Genomic DNA, 16,594 nt, shown 5'->3' with positions numbered 1-16,594 from the left:
CGGGACATCATGAGGCGGCAGGGGCCGCCCAGGAACGAGGACAGGCGATGACGCAGGTGGACACGGCGCGGACCGAACCAGGTGGCGCCGAGCGCGAGCAGGACGGCTCGGGCGCCCGGCGCACGGGCGTCCGCCGGGCGCTCGACCGCGCCCGCCGGCCGGAGCCGTGGAAGCGCGGCCCGATCCTCACCGCACTGGCGCTGCTGCTGGGCCTGGTCCTGCTGTTGCACGCGCAGATCCCGAACCGGGTCGGGAACGTCGGCAGCCTGGTGGAGACCTTCCTGCCCTGGTACGGCGCTGCCGTGCCGGTGCTGCTGGCCGGGGCCCTGTGGCGGCGCTCCGCCGCCGCGCTGGTCGCGCTGCTGCTGCCCGCCGTGGTGTGGCTGAGCCTGTTCGGCGGGCTGCTCAGCGACAAGTCCCACCCGGGCGGCGACCTGACCGTGGCCAGCCACAACGTCGGAGCCGACAACCCCGATCCGGCCGGTACCGCCCGCGACCTGGCCGCCTCCGGGGCCGACGTGCTGGCCCTGGAGGAAGTGACCGCCAAGGCCCGGGGCACGTACGAGAAGGAGCTGGCGGCGGCGTACCCGTACTTCACGGTGCAGGGCACGGTCGGGCTGTGGAGCCGGCTGCCGCTGTCGGACGCCCGGCCCGTGGACATCAAGATGGACGTCGGGCCGCTGGGGGACAGCAAACCGGCCGGTGCCACGCGGTCCTACACCCGGGCGCTGCGGGCCACGGTGGCCACCGGCCACGGGCCGCTGGCGGTGTACGTGGCGCACCTGGGATCCGTCCGGGTCAATCCGCGGGCCGGCTTCTGGACGGTCTCGCGGGACCGGAACGCGCAGGCGCTCGGCGAGGCCGTCGCCGCCGAGCCGAATCGGCGGGTGGTGGTGCTGGGCGATCTGAACGGCACCCTGGACGACCGCGCGTTCGCCACCCTCACCTCGCAGCTGCGCTCGGCCCAGGACGCGGCCGGCAACGGCTTCGGCTTCACCTGGCCGGCGACGTTCCCGGTGGCGCGGATCGACCAGATCCTCATCCGGGGCGTCACGGCGCAGAGCGCACGGGTGCTGGCGGCCACCGGAAGCGACCACCTGCCGGTCGCCGCCGCCGTCAACTGGTGAACCGTGCGTCCCTCGTGGGTCGGTCGCTGGGTGAACCGGTAGTGTCGCCGCTGCGCAGAGCGAGCTGACGCACACGGGGAGAGCGGGGCACGGATGCACGTCCTGGAGCCGGGGGATCCGCGGCGTATGGGGGACTTCACGCTGGTCGGCAGGTTGGGCGCCGGCGGTATGGGCCAGGTCTTCCTGGGCCGGTCCGCGGGCGGGCGGGCCGCGGCGGTGAAGGTGGTCAGGCCCGCGCTGGCAGACATCCCCGAGTTCCGGGCCCGGTTCCGTCAGGAGGTCGCCGCGCTGCACCGGGTGGGCGGGGAGGGGACGGCACCGGTCCTCGGCGCCGACACCGAGGCCGCGGCGCCCTGGGTGGCCACCGAGTACGTGCCCGGACCGTCGCTGCACCAGGTCGTCGGGACGGACTACGGGCCGTTGCCCGAGGCCACCGTGCACGCGCTGGCCGGGCGGCTCGCCCGGGCGCTGCTCTCCATCCACCGCGCGGGCCTGGTGCACCGCGACCTCAAGCCGTCCAACATCCTGCTGACCGTCGACGGCCCGCGCATCATCGACTTCGGGATCGCCCGGGCCCTGGACACCGCCGTGGGCGACGTGCGGACCTCCACCGGCGTCGTGCTCGGCTCGCCCGGATTCCTCTCCCCCGAGCAGGTGCGCGGACAGCCGGTGACGCCCGCCACGGACGTGTTCAGCCTCGGCTGCGTGCTGGTGTACGCGGCGACGGGGCGGCTGCCGTTCGGCTCCGCCGACACGGGGCCGCACGCGCTGATGTTCCGCGCGGCCGAGGAGGAGCCGGACCTCGACGGGGTGCCGGCGGCCCTGACCGGCCTGGTCACCGCGTGCCTGGCCAAGGATCCGCAGGAGCGGCCCACCGCCGAGCAGCTCGCCGAGCGCACCGGCGCCGACGCGGCCGGGCCGTGGCTGCCCGCGGAACTGCTGGCGGACCTGGGGCGGCTGGCCGCCCGGATCCTCACCGCGGAGGGCCCGCCGCACGAGTCCCCCGCCGCGGCGACCCCGCACGACCTCACCGCCGGGGCACCGGCGCCGAGTGCGCCGCCGCCACGGGCCGGGCGCGGGCGGCGGTGGCGGCCGGCCCTGGCCGCGGCGGTGGCGCTCGCCGCGATCGCCACGGGGGTGGCGCTGGTCCTGCAGGAGCGCGGGGATGCGGACCGCGCGACGGGCGGCGCACCCACCTCGACCGCGTCGGCCTCGCGCAACGCGGCACCCAGCGCCGGCTCGCGGATCGCGGACGCGTTCCTCGGCGCCTGGGAAGGCGTGGTCGAGGGCGGCTCCGAGCTGCCCAAGCGGATCCTGCGGGTGGAGATCGCGCCGGGCAGGCCGGGCGACAAGGCCGTCGCCTACATCGACACCGGCCGGGACCTGCAGTGCACGGGGCGCGGCCGGCTGCTGTCCACCGACGCCGACACCATGGTCGTCGGCCCCGGGCAGGTGACCGCGGGGGTGCCGCAGGGGCGGTGCGCGCCGCTGCCCCAGCAGACCCTCACGGTGCGGTCGCGGGACGTGCTGGTGTGGAAGTCCGGCGGCCTGACGGCCGACTTCTACCGGTCCTCCGGCGGACAGAACGCGGTGCCCGCCCAGTACGTCGGGGTCTGGGTGCCGGCCAACGTGACCTATCGGGAGAAGGAGTTGCTGCGCGTCTCCCAGGGCCCGGTCGGCGGCCGGCTGGTGCGGATGTCGGCCACGGCCGGCATGGACGACGGCACGGAGCAGTACTGCGACAGCACCTTCGCCATCGGGGCGGTCTCCCCGGTGCTGGCGCTGAGCCCGGCGACCTACAGCGCGGCATCCGGCAAGGACTGCCGCGAGCCCTCCGCGGTCTTCTTCACAGTCGGCAGCGACGGCCACCTGCTGCTGTACAGCATGGCCGCGGACGCGGAGCCGGCGGAGTACGTCCGCAAGACCTGACCGCGGGTCCCGGGCCCCGGGCCCCGGGCGCAGCGGGTGCGCCCGGGGCCCGGGGCCGGGCGGCGGGCTCAGCCCAGGCGGAAGCGCTGGGCGGCGGTGCCGTTGCAGTCGTAGAGCTGCAGCGGGTCGCCGGACTGGCCGGCGCCGCCGCGGTCGTCGAGGCAGCGGCCGGAGACGGGGTTGAGCACGGACCCGTCGGCGCGCGTCACCCAGCTCTGCGCGCCGGTCCCGTTGCAGTCCCACAACTGGACGGCGGTGCCGTTGCCGGTCGCGCCGCCGGCGGCGTCCAGGCACTTGCCGAAGGCGCGCAGACTCAGGTCGCCCGGTGCCGACCAGCGCTGGGCGTCGGTGCCGTTGCAGGTGGACAGCTGCACCGCGGTGGGTGAGGAGGGGTCGGCGTTGGCCACGTCCCCGCACAGCCCGGCCGGTCCGGTGATCGGCCCCGGGGGCAGCTTCCACAGCTGGGCGGTGGTGCCGTTGCAGTCGTAGAGCTGCAGCTGGACCGCGCCCGGTGTCGTGTTCGCGTCGGGGACGTCCAGGCAGCGGCCCGACACCGGGTTGACCAGGGCGCCGTTGGAGCGGTGCGACCAGCTCTGGGCGGCGGTGCCCGCGCAGCCGGCGAGGGCGACAGGGGTGTTGTTCCCGGTGCCGCCGCCGGCGACGGTCAGGCATTTGCCGAGCACGCGCACGGTGTTGTCGCTCGGGGCGGAGACCTGCTGGGCGGCGGTGTGGTTGCAGCCCCACAACTGCAGGGCCGTGCCGTCGTCCGGCAGGCCGCCGCGCACGTCCAAACACAACCCGCCGGCGCCCAGGACCTCGCCCGCGGTGGGGTTGGCCGTGGCGCTGCCGGACAGGGTGACGGTGTGCGCCGAGCCCAGCGGCAGCGCCGCGGTGGTCACCGTGACGGTGCGCCGGTTGACGTTCCACGACCAGGCCGTCTCGGGCACCTGGACGCCGTCGATGAACACCGCGGTGGGGGCCGCCGCGTTCGCCAGCCGCAGCGTGTACGCCCGCGCGGTCGGCGCGCCGCCGAAGCTGCCGCTCTGCGCGCCCACGGTGAGGGTGCGGGTGGCGTCGTTCCAGCTCAACGGTGCTGAGGTGGACTGCCCGCTCTGGTAGCCGGTGCCTTCCCCGGCGTCCTGGTAGAGCGCGAAGCTGCCGTTGGCCCCGGCGGCGACGTTCACGGTCAGCTGTGTCAGCGGGCGCTGCGCCTGGTGGTCGACGTAGTCGGTCCGGGTCGGCAGGATGCCCCCGGCCTTGATCAGCACCGGCATCCGGGACAGGGGGGCGGTGATGGTGACGGTGGCCGGGCCGGTGTAGCTGCGGCCGGTGAAGTAGTCCGTCCAGCTGCCCGGGGGCACCCACACCGCGGCCGAGCCGTTGCCGGACGCGTCGTTGGGCGTGGTGATCGGGGCGACCAGGACGTTGTCGCCGTACAGGTACTCGCCGGGGCTGCTGTACGCGGCGGCCTGGGTGGGATAGTTCAGGTACAGCGGCTGGACGATGGGCACGCCGGTGGTGTGGGCCTGCTGCGCCAGCGTGTAGGTGTAGGGCAGCAGGGACTCCCGCAGCCGCAGCGAGGACGCGGCGCTGGCCGCGGCCGCGCCGGTGTAGTTCCACGGCAGCCGGTCGCCGTGGTCCGAGTGCAGCCGGTCGATCGGCTGGAACGCGCCGAACTGCAGCCAGCGCGCGTAGAGGTCGTCGGGCAGGTGCCCGCCGTGGAAGCTGCCGATGTCGTGGCTGATGTTCGACAGGCCCGCCGCGGCCTCGTCGGCGGTGAAGCGCGTCTCGAAGGCCAGCATGTCCCAGGTGGCGGGGGTGTCCCCGGTGAACTGCATCGTGTTGCGCCGCTCGGACCAGGGGCCGGCCGCGTAGTTGCTGTCGTCGCCGCCCTGTTCGGAGCCGCCGATGCGGGCGAAGGAGAATCCGCGCAGGCCCTTGGCCGCCGCGTCGTCTGCGTAGGCCTGGTTGATGAGATTGTCCGGTGCTACGTGCGGGTCGGAGGCGGTGGAACCGCCGCAGTTGGTGCAGTAGTCGAGCCACCACGTGCGGACGCCCTGCTGCTCGAAGGGCTGGTGCAGGGCGAGGTAGGAGGCCAGGTGGGCGGGCCGGGACCAGTCGAAGGCGTAGGTGTTGCCGCCGTCCGGGAGCAGGCCACCGGCCTGGCTGTTGGCGGCGGCGAACTTGGGGTCGCCGCTGTCGATGGTGGGGTGGATGTTGAGCGAGAGGGCGAGGCCCTGCTGCTTGGTCCAGTCGAGGAAGGCCTGCGGGTTCGGGAACAGCGCCGGGTTCCAGTTCCACCCGTTCCACTGGGTCGGCGCCTTCCAGTCGGTGTCGGTGACCAGCCAGTCGATCGGGGTGTTGGTGCTGCGGAAGGCCGGCAGCAGGGTGTTCTGGTAGTCGGCGAAGGAGTAGCCGTAGTAGCGCGAGTACCACACGCCGTAGGCGGACTGGGGCAGCAGGGCGATGCCGCCGGTCAGGGTGTTGAGGTCGGCCAGGCCCTGCTTGTAGTTCTGTCCGTAGCCGAAGAAGTAGCCGTCCTGGTAGGGCTGCGCGCCGTGCGAGGGGCGGTCGGTGACGGTGTGTCCGGTGCCGGCGGTACTCAGCAGCGCGGTGCGGGTGTCGTCCAGCAGGTACCAGCCGTCCCGGCTGAGGATGCCGGGGTGCTCGGGCACCGGCAGCGTCCGGGGGTTGTCCAGGGTCCGGGACCAGCCCCCGAGGGCGTTGGTCGGGCCGGCGCCGTAGCCGGTGGTGGTCAGCGCGGTCGACGCGGCAGGGTAGGTGGTGGTGGACAGCGGGGTGACGGCGATGCTGTCGATGTTGACCTTGCCCGTGTTCTGGGCGCTCTGCAGCAGGCCGACGGTGTCGGTGCCGGCGGTCAGGTTCACCGTGGCCGAGGCGGTGGACCAGGCGTTCCACGACGCGGTGGCCGGCAGGTTGAGGGTCGGCCCGGCGGCGCCGTTGATCCGGGTGGACAGGCTCCCGGTGCTGCCGGTGGCGTTGGCGTAGCGCACCGCCAGCCGGTAGCTGCCGGTGGCCGGGATCTGGGAGACGTCCTGCGCGACCCCGCTGCCGGTGCCCTCGAAGCCGGCGACGAAGCCGGAACCGGTGTTCCCGGTGTGGTCGTAGGCCGTGGCCGCGCGCCCGCTGAACAGACCGTTCTCCGCCTCGCAGGCGGAGTTCACGGTGCAGTACGAGGGGAAGGCGGGCGCGGCCTGGACGCCGCTGCCGGTGAGGGTGACGGAGAGATTGGCCGCGGTGAACGGCCCGCTGTTCTGCCGGTAGCGCAGCGTCAGCCCACTGGTGCGGATCTCGCGGTAGCCGTCCGCGCTGACGGTGGTGGTGAACGCGGGGATGGGGAAAGCGCGGTTGACGGCGGTGAAGGTGGTCGCGTCCTGGAAGACGCCGTCCCCGGCGTACTCGAGGCGCAGCAGGGTCGGGCCGAGCACCTCGAAGCGGGCGTTGCCGTCGAGGACGGCATTGCTCGCGGCCCGGGCGGGCGGCGCGGCCGCGCCGCCGGTCACCAGCAGGGCGAGCAGCAGCGTCAGACAGCTGACGGCCGACAGGGCCGACGAGCCGCGGGACAACCGATGGGTCCAGTGGAGCCGGCCGAGCTGCATGGGTCCTCCGAACGGGATGGAGCGGAGTGTGCCATTACCGGCCGACAGTGTGTTGTCATGTCCCTTTAAGTGTCAATGCCTCGAACAAAGGGACAGAAGCCGACACAGTGGATCAGGCCGCCGGGGCCTCGCCGCGTTCCGCGCCGCCGCGGTGCTGGACGACGCGCCGTGACCGCGCGGTTGTAGTGGCGGGTGCGGTCAGCCGGTGTGCAGGACGCGCAGGCGGTCGGGGGCTGCGGGGTCGCGGTCCACGACCTGGAGGGGCGGCCAGGTCCACTGCCAGACGCCGATGCCGGGAGGGCGGGAGAACCGGATGGGCCCGCGGGTTCCGTCGACCGCGAGCCGCGCCCAGGATCCGGCCAGGCGGGCCCGGTCGGTGCCGTGCGTCCGCAGGGCCGCGGCGAGGACGGTGATCGTGTCGTAGCCCTCGAAGGCGACGAAGGAGGGGGCTTCGGCCGAGCCCTCCCGCAGGGCCGCCTCGACGCGGGTGCCCAGCGGGCTCAGCCGGTCGGGCAGGTAGCGCAGGAACGGGATCGCGGCGCCGTCGTGGCCCAGCAGCTCCGCCCACGCGGGGAATTCCGGTTGCCCCGCCGGGGCGCCCAGCAGGAGCTCGGCGAGGCGGGCGTCGCGGCGGACGGACCGGACGAGCGGCACGGCCGGGTCCGGGTGGCCGACCAGCAGGAGAAGGGCGGTCGCGCGCTCGTCGACGAGGGCGTCGCACAGCGCGGCGGGGGAAAGGGCGCGGGCGTCGAGTTCGATGACGCTGCCGCCGTGCGCGGCGAGGTGGTCGCGCAGCACCCGGGTTCCTGCGGCCCAGTACACGCTCGGCTCTGTGGCTACGGCGATGCGCCGGTGGCCCGCGCCGAGGAGGAAGTCCGCGTAGAGCTGCCAGCCGCGGGACTGTGGCGGGGCCAGGCGCGCGACCCAGGGCTACGGCTGGTCGGTGAGTGCGTCGAGGACCGCTGACGAGCAGAGGAACGGCAGGCCCAAAGCGTCGGCCCGGGCGGCAGCGGCGCGGGCGACCACGCTGTGGTACTCGCCGGCCAAGGCGGCCACGCCCAGGCCCGCCAGTTCGTCCACGGCCGCGGCGGCCCGCTGCGGGTCGGCCGCGGTGTCGCGGACGACGAGTGCGAGGGGGCGCCCGGAGATCCCGCCGGCGGCGTTGACGTCGCGCACGGCCAGTTCGAGTCCGGAGAGCAGCTGTCGGCCCGCCTCGGTCCAGCCGGGGCGGGTGAGCGGCACGAGGGCGCCGATGCGCACGGATGCGCCGTCCGCCGGATTCGCCGCGGAGGGCACGGACAGTGCTGACAGTGCTGACGGCGCTTGCGGCGTTGGCTGCGTGCTCATGCGGTGACGTCTCCCGTGGGGCAGGGGGCGGGGCCCATCGCGCCGCGGTGGGCGCACCCGGGCGGCTGCACCGGGGCGATCGCCCCCGGGCCACCTGTCGCACATTGCAGCCGTCGCCGCCGTCACCTGGCAACCGGTTATCGGCACGCCGAGCTGCCCTGCTCGCCTTTACAACGATATACACCCGCTCGGCAGAGGTAGGCAAGACCGATGCGCGACGTTTCTCGTCCCGCCCCTGGTCGCCATAGCCGCTGATCCGCCTCGAATGCGCACGCGGTGATGGTCGGCCCACTCTCAACCGTGCGCGATCTCTGGACAGGCGCCGGTCCGCGTGCTGTCATTTCGCTGCACCAAGTTTCCAACGTTGAACAACCGTTGTCCGCGGACCCCCTCCAGCACCACCCCGACTCGGTCCACCATCACCTCTGCGCGAGGAACGAGCCCATGACACAACCGTCCCCCCGCCATCGACCCCTCCTGTGGGCCGTGCTGCTCCTCGCGGCACTCGTCCTGCCCGTGAGCGGTCTGGCCCCCGTCGCCTCGGCCACCGAGCCGGCCGCGCCCGCGAGCGCGCCGGCGTCCACCGTGCACGGCCTGAAGGGCGAGTACTTCCGGATGTCCGCCCCGGGCGCCCGCGACTTCGCCGAACTCGGCGGCATCTCGCTCGATCCGCAGATCGACTTCCCCGGTCTGGCCGCCACGTTCGAAGCCGTGACCGGACGCCAGGAGAACACCACCGCCCGCTGGACCGGCCAGATCCAGGCCCCGGCCACCGGTGACTACACGTTCTACGCCATCGGCGACAACGGCTTCCGGCTGTTCATCGACGGCTCGCCGGTGATCGACCACTGGGTGCCGGACTGGGACAGGGAGCAGACCAGCGCCGTCGTCAAGCTGACCGCGGGCGAGCCGCACGCTTTCCGCCTGGAGATGTTCCAGGACGTCGGCGGGGCCAACATGTTCCTGCGGTGGTCGAGCCCGGCGCTCGCCAAGCAGCTGGTGCCCGAAGCGGCGTTCACCCCGCCGGCCGGCTTCGAGGTCTACCCGGTGGCGCTGTCCGTCGCCGCGGACGGCCTGCACGTCAAGGCGACCTTCGACGACAAGGTCACGGCCGTCGGCGCGGCCAAGGAGCACCTGAGGGTGGAGGCCGACACCTCACCGATACCGGTGAAGTCGCTGGCCGTGGTGCACGGCGACCCGCGCTCGCTGGTCGCGACCCTGACGGCCCCGGTCCAGAAGGACCAGAAGGTGCGCGTCGGTTACGACGGGGCCGGCGGCCTCAAGGTCGGCACCGACACGGTGCCGCAGATCATCCGCTCGGCCCAGAACGCCTCGACACACCGCCTGACCACCCCCTGGGGCGACCGGCTCGACGAGCGGAACCCGCTGCCGGAGTACCCCCGCCCGCAGCAGGTCCGCAGCCAGTGGAAGAACCTCAACGGCCCCTGGCAGTTCGCCGGCGCCACCGCGGGTGAACAGCCCGTCTTCGGCAAGAACCTCAACGAGAAGATCATCGTGCCGTTCCCCGTCGAGTCGCAGCTCTCCGGGCTGGAACGACACGAGGACCACATGTTCTACCGCAAGCTCGTCAGCGTCCCCGCCAACTGGAAGGTCGGACGCGGCAACCGGCTGAAGCTGAACTTCGGCGCCGTGGACTACCAGGCCCGGGTATGGGTCAACGGCAAGCTGGTCGCCGAGCACACGGGCGGCTACACCGGCTTCAGCGCCGACGTCACCGACGCGCTGCGGGGCAGCGGACCGCAGGAGATCGTGGTCGCCGCCACCGACACCGGCGGCCCCAACCAGCCGATCGGCAAGCAGTCCACCCACCCGGGCGGCATCGTCTACACCCAGTCGTCCGGCATCTGGCAGACGGTCTGGATGGAGCCGGTCGCCACGACCTCCATCGACACCCTGGTCACCACCCCGGACATCGACACCAGCTCGCTGGCCGTCACCGTCAACGCCCCCGGCGCCTCCGCCGGCGCGAAGGCCACCGTCGTCGCGCGCGACGCCAAGGGCCGCACCGTCGGCACGATCACCGGACCGGCCAACAGCCCCCTGAAGCTGCCGGTCGCCCACCAGCACCTGTGGAGCCCCGACGACCCCTACCTGTACGACCTGAAGGTCACCCTGACCGACGGCAGGTCCTCCGACACCGTCAGCAGCTACTTCGGCATGCGCAAGATCGGCATCGCCACGGTCGGCGGCTACCCGAAGCTCGTTCTCAACGGGAAGCCGATCTTCTCCCTCGCCATGCTGGACCAGGGCTTCTGGCCCGACGGCCTCTACACCCAGCCCAGTGACGCGGCGCTCGCCTTCGACCTGAAGGCACAGAAGAACCTCGGCTTCAACGCGGTCCGCAAGCACATCAAGGTCGAGTCGCCGCGCTGGTACTACCACGCGGACCAACTGGGCCTGCTGGTCTGGCAGGACTTCGTCTCCGGCGACTTCAACAACGCCGCGGGCCAGAAGGCCTTCCTCGACGAGGGCCGCGCGGAGATGCAGCAACTGCACAACTCGCCTTCCGTCATCGGCTGGATCGTGTTCAACGAGGGCTGGGGGGAGTGGAACCGCGAGGAGACCGGCAAGATCGCCGAGAGCGTCAAGGCCGCCGACCCCAGCCGCGTCGTCAACGCCCACAGCGGCGTGAACTGCTGCGCCTCCAAGGGAGACTCCGGCAAGGGCGACATCATCGACCACCACGACTACACCAACACCGAGCCGCCGTTCCCCGACAACCGCGCCGCGATGGACGGCGAACACGGCGGGTTCACGCTGCGGAGCGCCGGACACATGTGGCCCGGCGCCCCCGCGGTGATCTACAGCGGTGTCGCGGACAAGGCCGCACTGACGCAGAAGTACGTCGACAACACCCGCACGTTCTACCTCGAGGCGGCCGGAGCGGAGCTGTCCGGATCGGTGTACACGCAGGTCACCGACCTGGAGAACGAGCTCAACGGCCTGTACACCTACGATCGCCGGGAACTCAAGGTCGACCCGGCGGCGGTACGGGACATCAACCTCCAGGTCATCGCGGCCGGCGCCGCCGCCGGAACGCGCGACGCGCTGCACGGCGGCGGCTCCTGGGCGCTGAACGAGGGCACGGGCACCTCGGCAGCCGACACCGGCCCCAACCACCGTCCGCTCACCTTGACGCCCGGTGCCACCTGGGCCCCGGGCGTGGACGGCACGGCGCTGAAGTTCACCGGGCAGGGCCAGTACGCCCAGACCGCGGGCCCGGTCGTGGACACCACCCAGAGCTACTCCGTCTCCGCGTGGGTCACCCTCGACGCCATCCCCGGCAACTACGCCACGGTCGTCAGCCAGGACGGCCGCCGCACCGAAAACCCCTTCTACCTGCAGTACGGCCAGGGCGCCTTCGCCTTCAGCACCCCGGGCGGCCACCGGGCCCGGCTGGTGACCCAGCCCGAACTGGGGCGCTGGTACCACCTGACCGGCGTGCGCGACGCGGCGAGCAACGAGCTGAAGCTGTACGTCGACGGCCGACTGGTCGCCACCACCGAGCCCGGCCCCGCGGATGTCAGCACCGGCGCGCTGTCCCTGGGCCGTGCGAAGTACGCCGGCCAGAACGGCGACTTCTGGAACGGCTCGATCGACGAGGTGCGCGTCTTCGACCGTGCGCTGACCGCCGAGGAGGTGGCCGCCCTGCACAGCACCCCGGCATCCTGAGCAGCGGACCCGGCAGGCCCCGCCGGTCCAGCACCTCACAGGTGCCGGACCGGCGGGGCCGCTCCCGGTCCTCGCCTCGGAAACCGGGCGGCGGCTACGGGTGGGCCGGGTCGGTGCGCAGCGTCAGGCCGAAGTAGCTGAGGATCGGCCGGATCGGCACGTACACCATGGACGAGAAGCAGGTGGTCTGCCATGCCGTTCCGCCGGCGGGGCAGGGGACCACGTCCTTGCCGCCGATGATGATGCCCCGCGCGGTCATGTTCTCGCCGTACTGGCCGTCCGTGGAGGCGACCACGGGGCCGCCGCTGTCGCCCTTGCCGCCCGCGATGTCCGCGACGAAACTGCGCTGCGTGATGACCGCCGGGGAGACACGGACGCCGTTCTCCTGGATGACCGCGGTGTCATCGTTGGTGATCTTCAGATTGCAGCGGATGCCGGTCATCGCACCCGATCCGCAGACGTAGTCGCCGGTCCAGTTTGTCGCGGATCCGTCGATGTACTTGCTGGCCTGGGTGTCCCACGGGCCGTCGAAGTACCGCCAGGAGGAGAGACCGTTGGTGACCCGGATGACCGTGCTGTCGAGCGAGCCCTTGGCGGCCTGGACCGGCCCGATGGTCTCGTTCGCGCCGTCGGAGAACTGCCCCGTGGTCCCGCAGTGGGCCGCCGTGATGAGCAGGTTGCCGGCCGACGAGGTGGCGCCGAACCCAGCGCTGCAGCTGGTGCCGTTGGGATTGGTCAGCCGCCCGCCGCCGTACCACGGCGAGGAGTCGTCGGCCCGGTTCGTTGCCTGCGGCGCGGTGCCCGCTGCCAGCGCGACCGGCACCTTCGTCAGCGTGCGCAGCGATGCTTCCAGCACCGCCCGGGACGGCGTGCTGCTCGAGGCCGAGGACGGACGGCCCTGTACTTGCGTGGCGTACTGCGCCTGGAGCCCGCTGCCATCCGACAGAACGGAGACCGTGTGCACCACCAGGCCCTGCGCGGCCAGGGAGGTGGCGTTGCGCGCGGCCTCCCCGGCCAGGAGGGTGTCGCGGGCGCGGCTGAGTTCGTCCTTCGAGTACCGCGCCGCGCTCAGGCGGGCCGTCACACCCCGGGGAGCGTCGGCGAGCACGCGGGTGATGTGCGCGGGAACAGTGCCCTTCCAGTGCACGACCAACGTGGCCCGCTCGACATCCAGGACGATGCCGGCGAATCCGGGGACCTCCCGCCTGCGGTCCTCCGCCACGGGGACCAGGCGGTTGGCGAGCCGGTTCAGCGCGACCCGGTTCTCCCGCAGGCGATGGTCCTGCACCAGGGCCTCCGAGGACCCGCCCCGCTGCGCGACGTCGGCGCCACCCGAACTCTTCGAAGCCGCGGCGGGGGCCGCCGGGGCGCCCACCGCCAGGCTGAGGGTCATCGCCGCGGCCAGGGCCGCGGCGATGGACCAGGACTTCTGTGCACGCTTCATGGACGTACGCCCCCTCAGGCACGGTTACGGACGGTGCGAACTGCCCGTACCAGGTGCCCGCCGAGGGCCGCTCCACGAGGCAGTCCTCGTAGTCTGGCCCGGACCGACGCGGCCGTCGTTGGCGCTCAGCGCACGGTTCGTTGTCGTCGCGTGCGGCGCGGCGCCTCGGAGCCGTGCCCTGGTCAGGAGGCGGCTTCCTCCCCGAGGTCGTACAGCGGAGAGCGCTGCCAGCGCAGCCCGGTGCCCTCCTCGTCCGTGAGCACCAGCAGGTGCGCGCCGGGGAGGAACGAGGTGGCGGCGATGGCCTTGTGCAGGGACTGCACCAGAGCGGTGCCCTCCTCTTCGGAGACGGCGCTGGCAGCCGAGCCGATGCCGCGTATCTGGTGCCGGACCTCGTCCCGTTCACCGGCGAGCGTGAAGGTGAGGTATCGGGAAGCGGGCGGCTCCCAGGTGACCTGCACGATGGTGTCGGCCCGCACCAGGCGGTTCCCGAATGCGACACTTTGCGCCCGTATCCAAACGTCCTGCGTACCCATCAGACATCGCCCCCGATATCGTTCCCGAATGTACGCCCTGATTGTGCGCGGTTACCGGTGGATACGGGGGCGGACTTGGGGAAAGGTTTAGCGAGCGGACGGGGTTCTCCGTGTGGCCCGGCAGCCGAACGAGCGCACTTGGGCGCGCCGAGTGCCGCGATTATTTGGCGATTTCCCAAATGTGCCCGCCCGGGTCACGGAAGCTGGCGGTGCGGATTCCCCACGGCCGGTCCATCGGACCGTTCAGCAGGGTCACCCCGCGGGCGGAGAGCTCTTTGCACATGGCGTCCACGTCGTCCACGGGCAGGGTGAGTTGCAGGCGGGAGCCGGCGCTCGGATCCCCGACGGGCGCCGGATCGATCAGCGCATGGGCCGCGGTGGTGCGCAGCACGTTGATCAGCGTGTTCCCGAAGTCGAACACGGCGGAGTTGGCGTCCTCGTAGGCCAGCGGCAGGCCGAAGACCTCACGGTAGAACCGCTTGGTCGCCTCCAGGTCCTCGACGAACAGAGTGATGGCACTGATGCCGGTGGGCCATGGCGAATCGTCGGTGTTCTTCACACGGCACAGGATCTACAAGTGGCCCTGCCGTGTACAGGGGTTGGCGGGATCGTCTCACGAGCAGGACGGGGCTATTCCTCGCCCATCGCTCCCGGGCTGGTGAAGTCCGGGCTCGTGAACGCCGGCGCGCTGTAACCCGGTTCACTGCCGGACGACGCCTCGAGCGCCACCCCGGTCAGCGGCGGCACCTCGTACTCGGGCACCTCGAAGTCGTCCACTTTCGACGGGCTGTCAGGGCTGCTGAACCCGGGGCTGGAGAATCCCGGACTGGAGAATCCGTGTTCATCCTGCTCCGAGTCGGGCTGCGGCGCGGCGGGGGCGGAGGGTATCTGCTGTTCGGCCATGGCGGTCTCCCTGGTCTGCGGTGGCGCCGCTCGGCCCCGACGGGCGCCGGCCCGATGGTGGCCACGCTCCCCGTCTGCCCCGTCGGGGCCGCCCCATAGGTGCGGGCGGCCCTCTCCTCGAAGGCTCAGCGTTCGGCGGCCTCGCGGTCGAGCTCCTCGTCCAGCGCCATCGCCGCGTTGATCAGGGCCAGATGGGTGAAGGCCTGCGGGAAGTTGCCGAGCTGCTCCCCGGTGGGACCGATCTCCTCCGCGAAGAGGCCGACGTGGTTGGCGTAGGTGAGCATCTTGTCGAAGGCGTAACGGGCCTGATCGAGGCGGCCGGCGCGGGCCATGGCGTCGACGTAGAGGAAGCTGCAGAGCGAGAACGTGCCCTCGCTGCCGCGCAGGCCGTCGGGGGAGGCCTCGGGGTTGTAGCGGTAGACGAGGCTGTCGGAGACCAGTTCGTCGTCCATGGCGTCCAGAGTGGAGAGCCAACGGCGGTCGCGCGGGGAGATGAACCCGGTCAGCGGCATCAGCAGCAGCGAGGCGTCCAGCACGTCGCTGCCGTAGGACTGGACGAAGGCCTGCCGCTTCTCGCTCCAGCCCCGTTCCATGATCTGCTGGAGGATCGCGTCGCGGGCGGCGGTCCAGCGGGCGAGGTCGGCCGGACGGGCCAGCTGGGTGGCGGCACGGATGCCGCGGTCGAAGGCGGTCCAGCACATCAGCCGGCTGTAGGTGAAGTCCCGGCGTCCGCCGCGCGTCTCCCAGATGCCCTCGTCGGCCCGATCCCAGTGCTCGCAGAGCCAGTCGAGCAGCTCGGCCAGGGCCAGCCAGCCGTCATAGCCCGCGAGCTGGGCCAGCCACTCGCCCCCGGGGCCGGCTTCCAAGAGGCCGTAGACGGCCTCGCCGTAGATGTCGAGCTGCAACTGGTCGGCGGCGCCGTTGCCCACCCGGACGGGAGCGGAGCCGCGGTATCCCTCGAAGTGGTCGAGAGTCTCCTCGGTGAGGTGGGGATCGCCGTCGATCCGGTACATGATCTGCAGGGGTTCGCCGGGGGCGGTGCGGCCGGCCCGCACGCGGTCGCCGAGCCAGCGGCGGAAGGCGTCGGCCTCCTCGGTGTAGCCGAGCTTGACGAGCGCGCTGACGGACAGGGAGGCGTCGCGGACCCAGGTGAAGCGGTAGTCCCAGTTGCGCTCCCCGCCGATCTGCTCCGGCAGACCCGTGGTGGCCGCGGCGATCAGTGCGCCGGTGGGCGCGTAGGTGAGCAGCTTGAGGGTGATCGCGGAGCGGTTGACGATCTGCTGCCAGCGGCCCCGGTAGCGGCAGCGGGCGGTCCAGTCGTGCCAGAAGCCGCGGGTCCGCGCGAAGGTCCGGCGCAGCTCGTCCTCGCTCAGCGGCTGGGGATGGGGGGCGCCGGCGGGAAGGGTCGTCAGGACGCAGGCGGCGAGGGTGCCGGAGTCGAGCGTGAACGTGGCCACGGCATCGCCGTTGTCGACGGCGAGGGCCACGGGTCCGATCGCTTGCAGGTGCGCGCGGGCCTCGGGGGTGGCGAAGGAGACGCCGTCGGGGCTCGTTGTGGTCCGGTGCCGGGCGCGGCCGTAGTCGAAGCGGGGACGGCATTCCATCCGGAAGCGCACGCTGCCGCGGACGACCCGCACCGCGCGGATGAGGCGACGGCTGTCGCCGGCCCGGTGCGGGTCCTCGACGGGCATGAAGTCGATGACTTCGCCGATCCCGTCGGCGGTGAGGAAGCGGGTGACCACGATGGCCGTGTCCGACAGGTAGAGCTGGCGAACGGTCACCTCGGCGGGGTCCGCGTCGACGGTGAGGGAGAAGTGGCCGCCCTTCTCGTGGTCGAGGAGGGCGGCGAAGATGCTGGGGGAGTCGAAGCGGGGCGCGCAGAACCAGTCGACGACGCCGTCGGAGGAGACGAGCGCGGCGGTCTGCAGATCGCCGATCAGTCCGTGGTCGGCGATCGGGGGGTAGCGGCGCATGCTCGGGCCTTCCGGGGGTTCG

Annotated in this window: 9 protein-coding genes and 1 pseudogene; 3 read left to right on the top strand and 7 right to left on the bottom strand. The window is 72.4% G+C overall.

Annotated features, from left to right (window positions below; all coding sequences use genetic code 11):
* Positions 1–47 precede the first annotated feature (47 nt).
* Entirely contained in the window at positions 48–1,127 is a 1,080-nt protein-coding gene (locus tag ABZ721_RS12555) for an endonuclease/exonuclease/phosphatase family protein (RefSeq protein ID WP_358788616.1), read from the top strand.
* Positions 1,128–1,220: 93 nt separating this feature from the next.
* Complete coding sequence (locus ABZ721_RS12550; RefSeq protein ID WP_358788615.1) at positions 1,221–3,056, top strand: serine/threonine-protein kinase; 1,836 nt, start codon at positions 1,221–1,223, stop codon at positions 3,054–3,056.
* Between the two features lie 68 nt (positions 3,057–3,124).
* Here the strand turns inward: ABZ721_RS12550 and ABZ721_RS12545 are convergent, their stop codons facing one another.
* Positions 3,125–6,676 carry a ricin-type beta-trefoil lectin domain protein gene (locus ABZ721_RS12545; protein WP_358788614.1) on the bottom strand — a complete coding sequence of 1,184 codons (3,552 nt, stop codon included), beginning with the start codon at positions 6,674–6,676 and terminating at the stop codon, positions 3,125–3,127.
* A 198-nt stretch (positions 6,677–6,874) separates the two neighbouring features.
* Positions 6,875–7,930: pseudogene (locus ABZ721_RS12540) on the bottom strand (ABC transporter substrate-binding protein).
* Between the two features lie 537 nt (positions 7,931–8,467).
* Here ABZ721_RS12540 and ABZ721_RS12535 point away from each other — a divergent pair.
* The gene (locus ABZ721_RS12535; RefSeq protein WP_358788613.1) at positions 8,468–11,716 is read left to right on the top strand and encodes a LamG-like jellyroll fold domain-containing protein; all 3,249 of its coding nucleotides are present in this window, start codon (positions 8,468–8,470) and stop codon (positions 11,714–11,716) included.
* A 94-nt stretch (positions 11,717–11,810) separates the two neighbouring features.
* Here ABZ721_RS12535 and ABZ721_RS12530 read toward each other — a convergent pair whose 3' ends face one another.
* The 5 genes from ABZ721_RS12530 to ABZ721_RS12510 form a co-directional block, all read right to left on the bottom strand.
* Entirely contained in the window at positions 11,811–13,160 is a 1,350-nt protein-coding gene (locus tag ABZ721_RS12530; RefSeq protein WP_358788612.1) for a S1 family peptidase, read from the bottom strand.
* Positions 13,161–13,342: 182 nt separating this feature from the next.
* Positions 13,343–13,639 (bottom strand): hypothetical protein, encoded by a 297-nt coding sequence (locus ABZ721_RS12525; RefSeq protein WP_358788611.1) that lies wholly within the window; start codon positions 13,637–13,639, stop codon positions 13,343–13,345.
* Positions 13,640–13,856: 217 nt separating this feature from the next.
* Complete coding sequence (locus ABZ721_RS12520; RefSeq protein ID WP_358788610.1) at positions 13,857–14,255, bottom strand: VOC family protein; 399 nt, start codon at positions 14,253–14,255, stop codon at positions 13,857–13,859.
* Positions 14,256–14,326: 71 nt separating this feature from the next.
* Complete coding sequence (locus ABZ721_RS12515) at positions 14,327–14,599, bottom strand: hypothetical protein (RefSeq protein WP_358788609.1); 273 nt, start codon at positions 14,597–14,599, stop codon at positions 14,327–14,329.
* 125 nt (positions 14,600–14,724) lie between these two features.
* Positions 14,725–16,572 (bottom strand): glycoside hydrolase family 15 protein, encoded by a 1,848-nt coding sequence (locus ABZ721_RS12510; protein WP_358788608.1) that lies wholly within the window; start codon positions 16,570–16,572, stop codon positions 14,725–14,727.
* Positions 16,573–16,594 lie beyond the last annotated feature (22 nt).

The organism is Streptomyces sp. NPDC006733 (genome assembly GCF_040636125.1).
In the GTDB taxonomy this organism is placed as follows: domain Bacteria; phylum Actinomycetota; class Actinomycetes; order Streptomycetales; family Streptomycetaceae; genus Actinacidiphila.
This window is presented reverse-complemented; position numbering and strand designations above follow the sequence as displayed.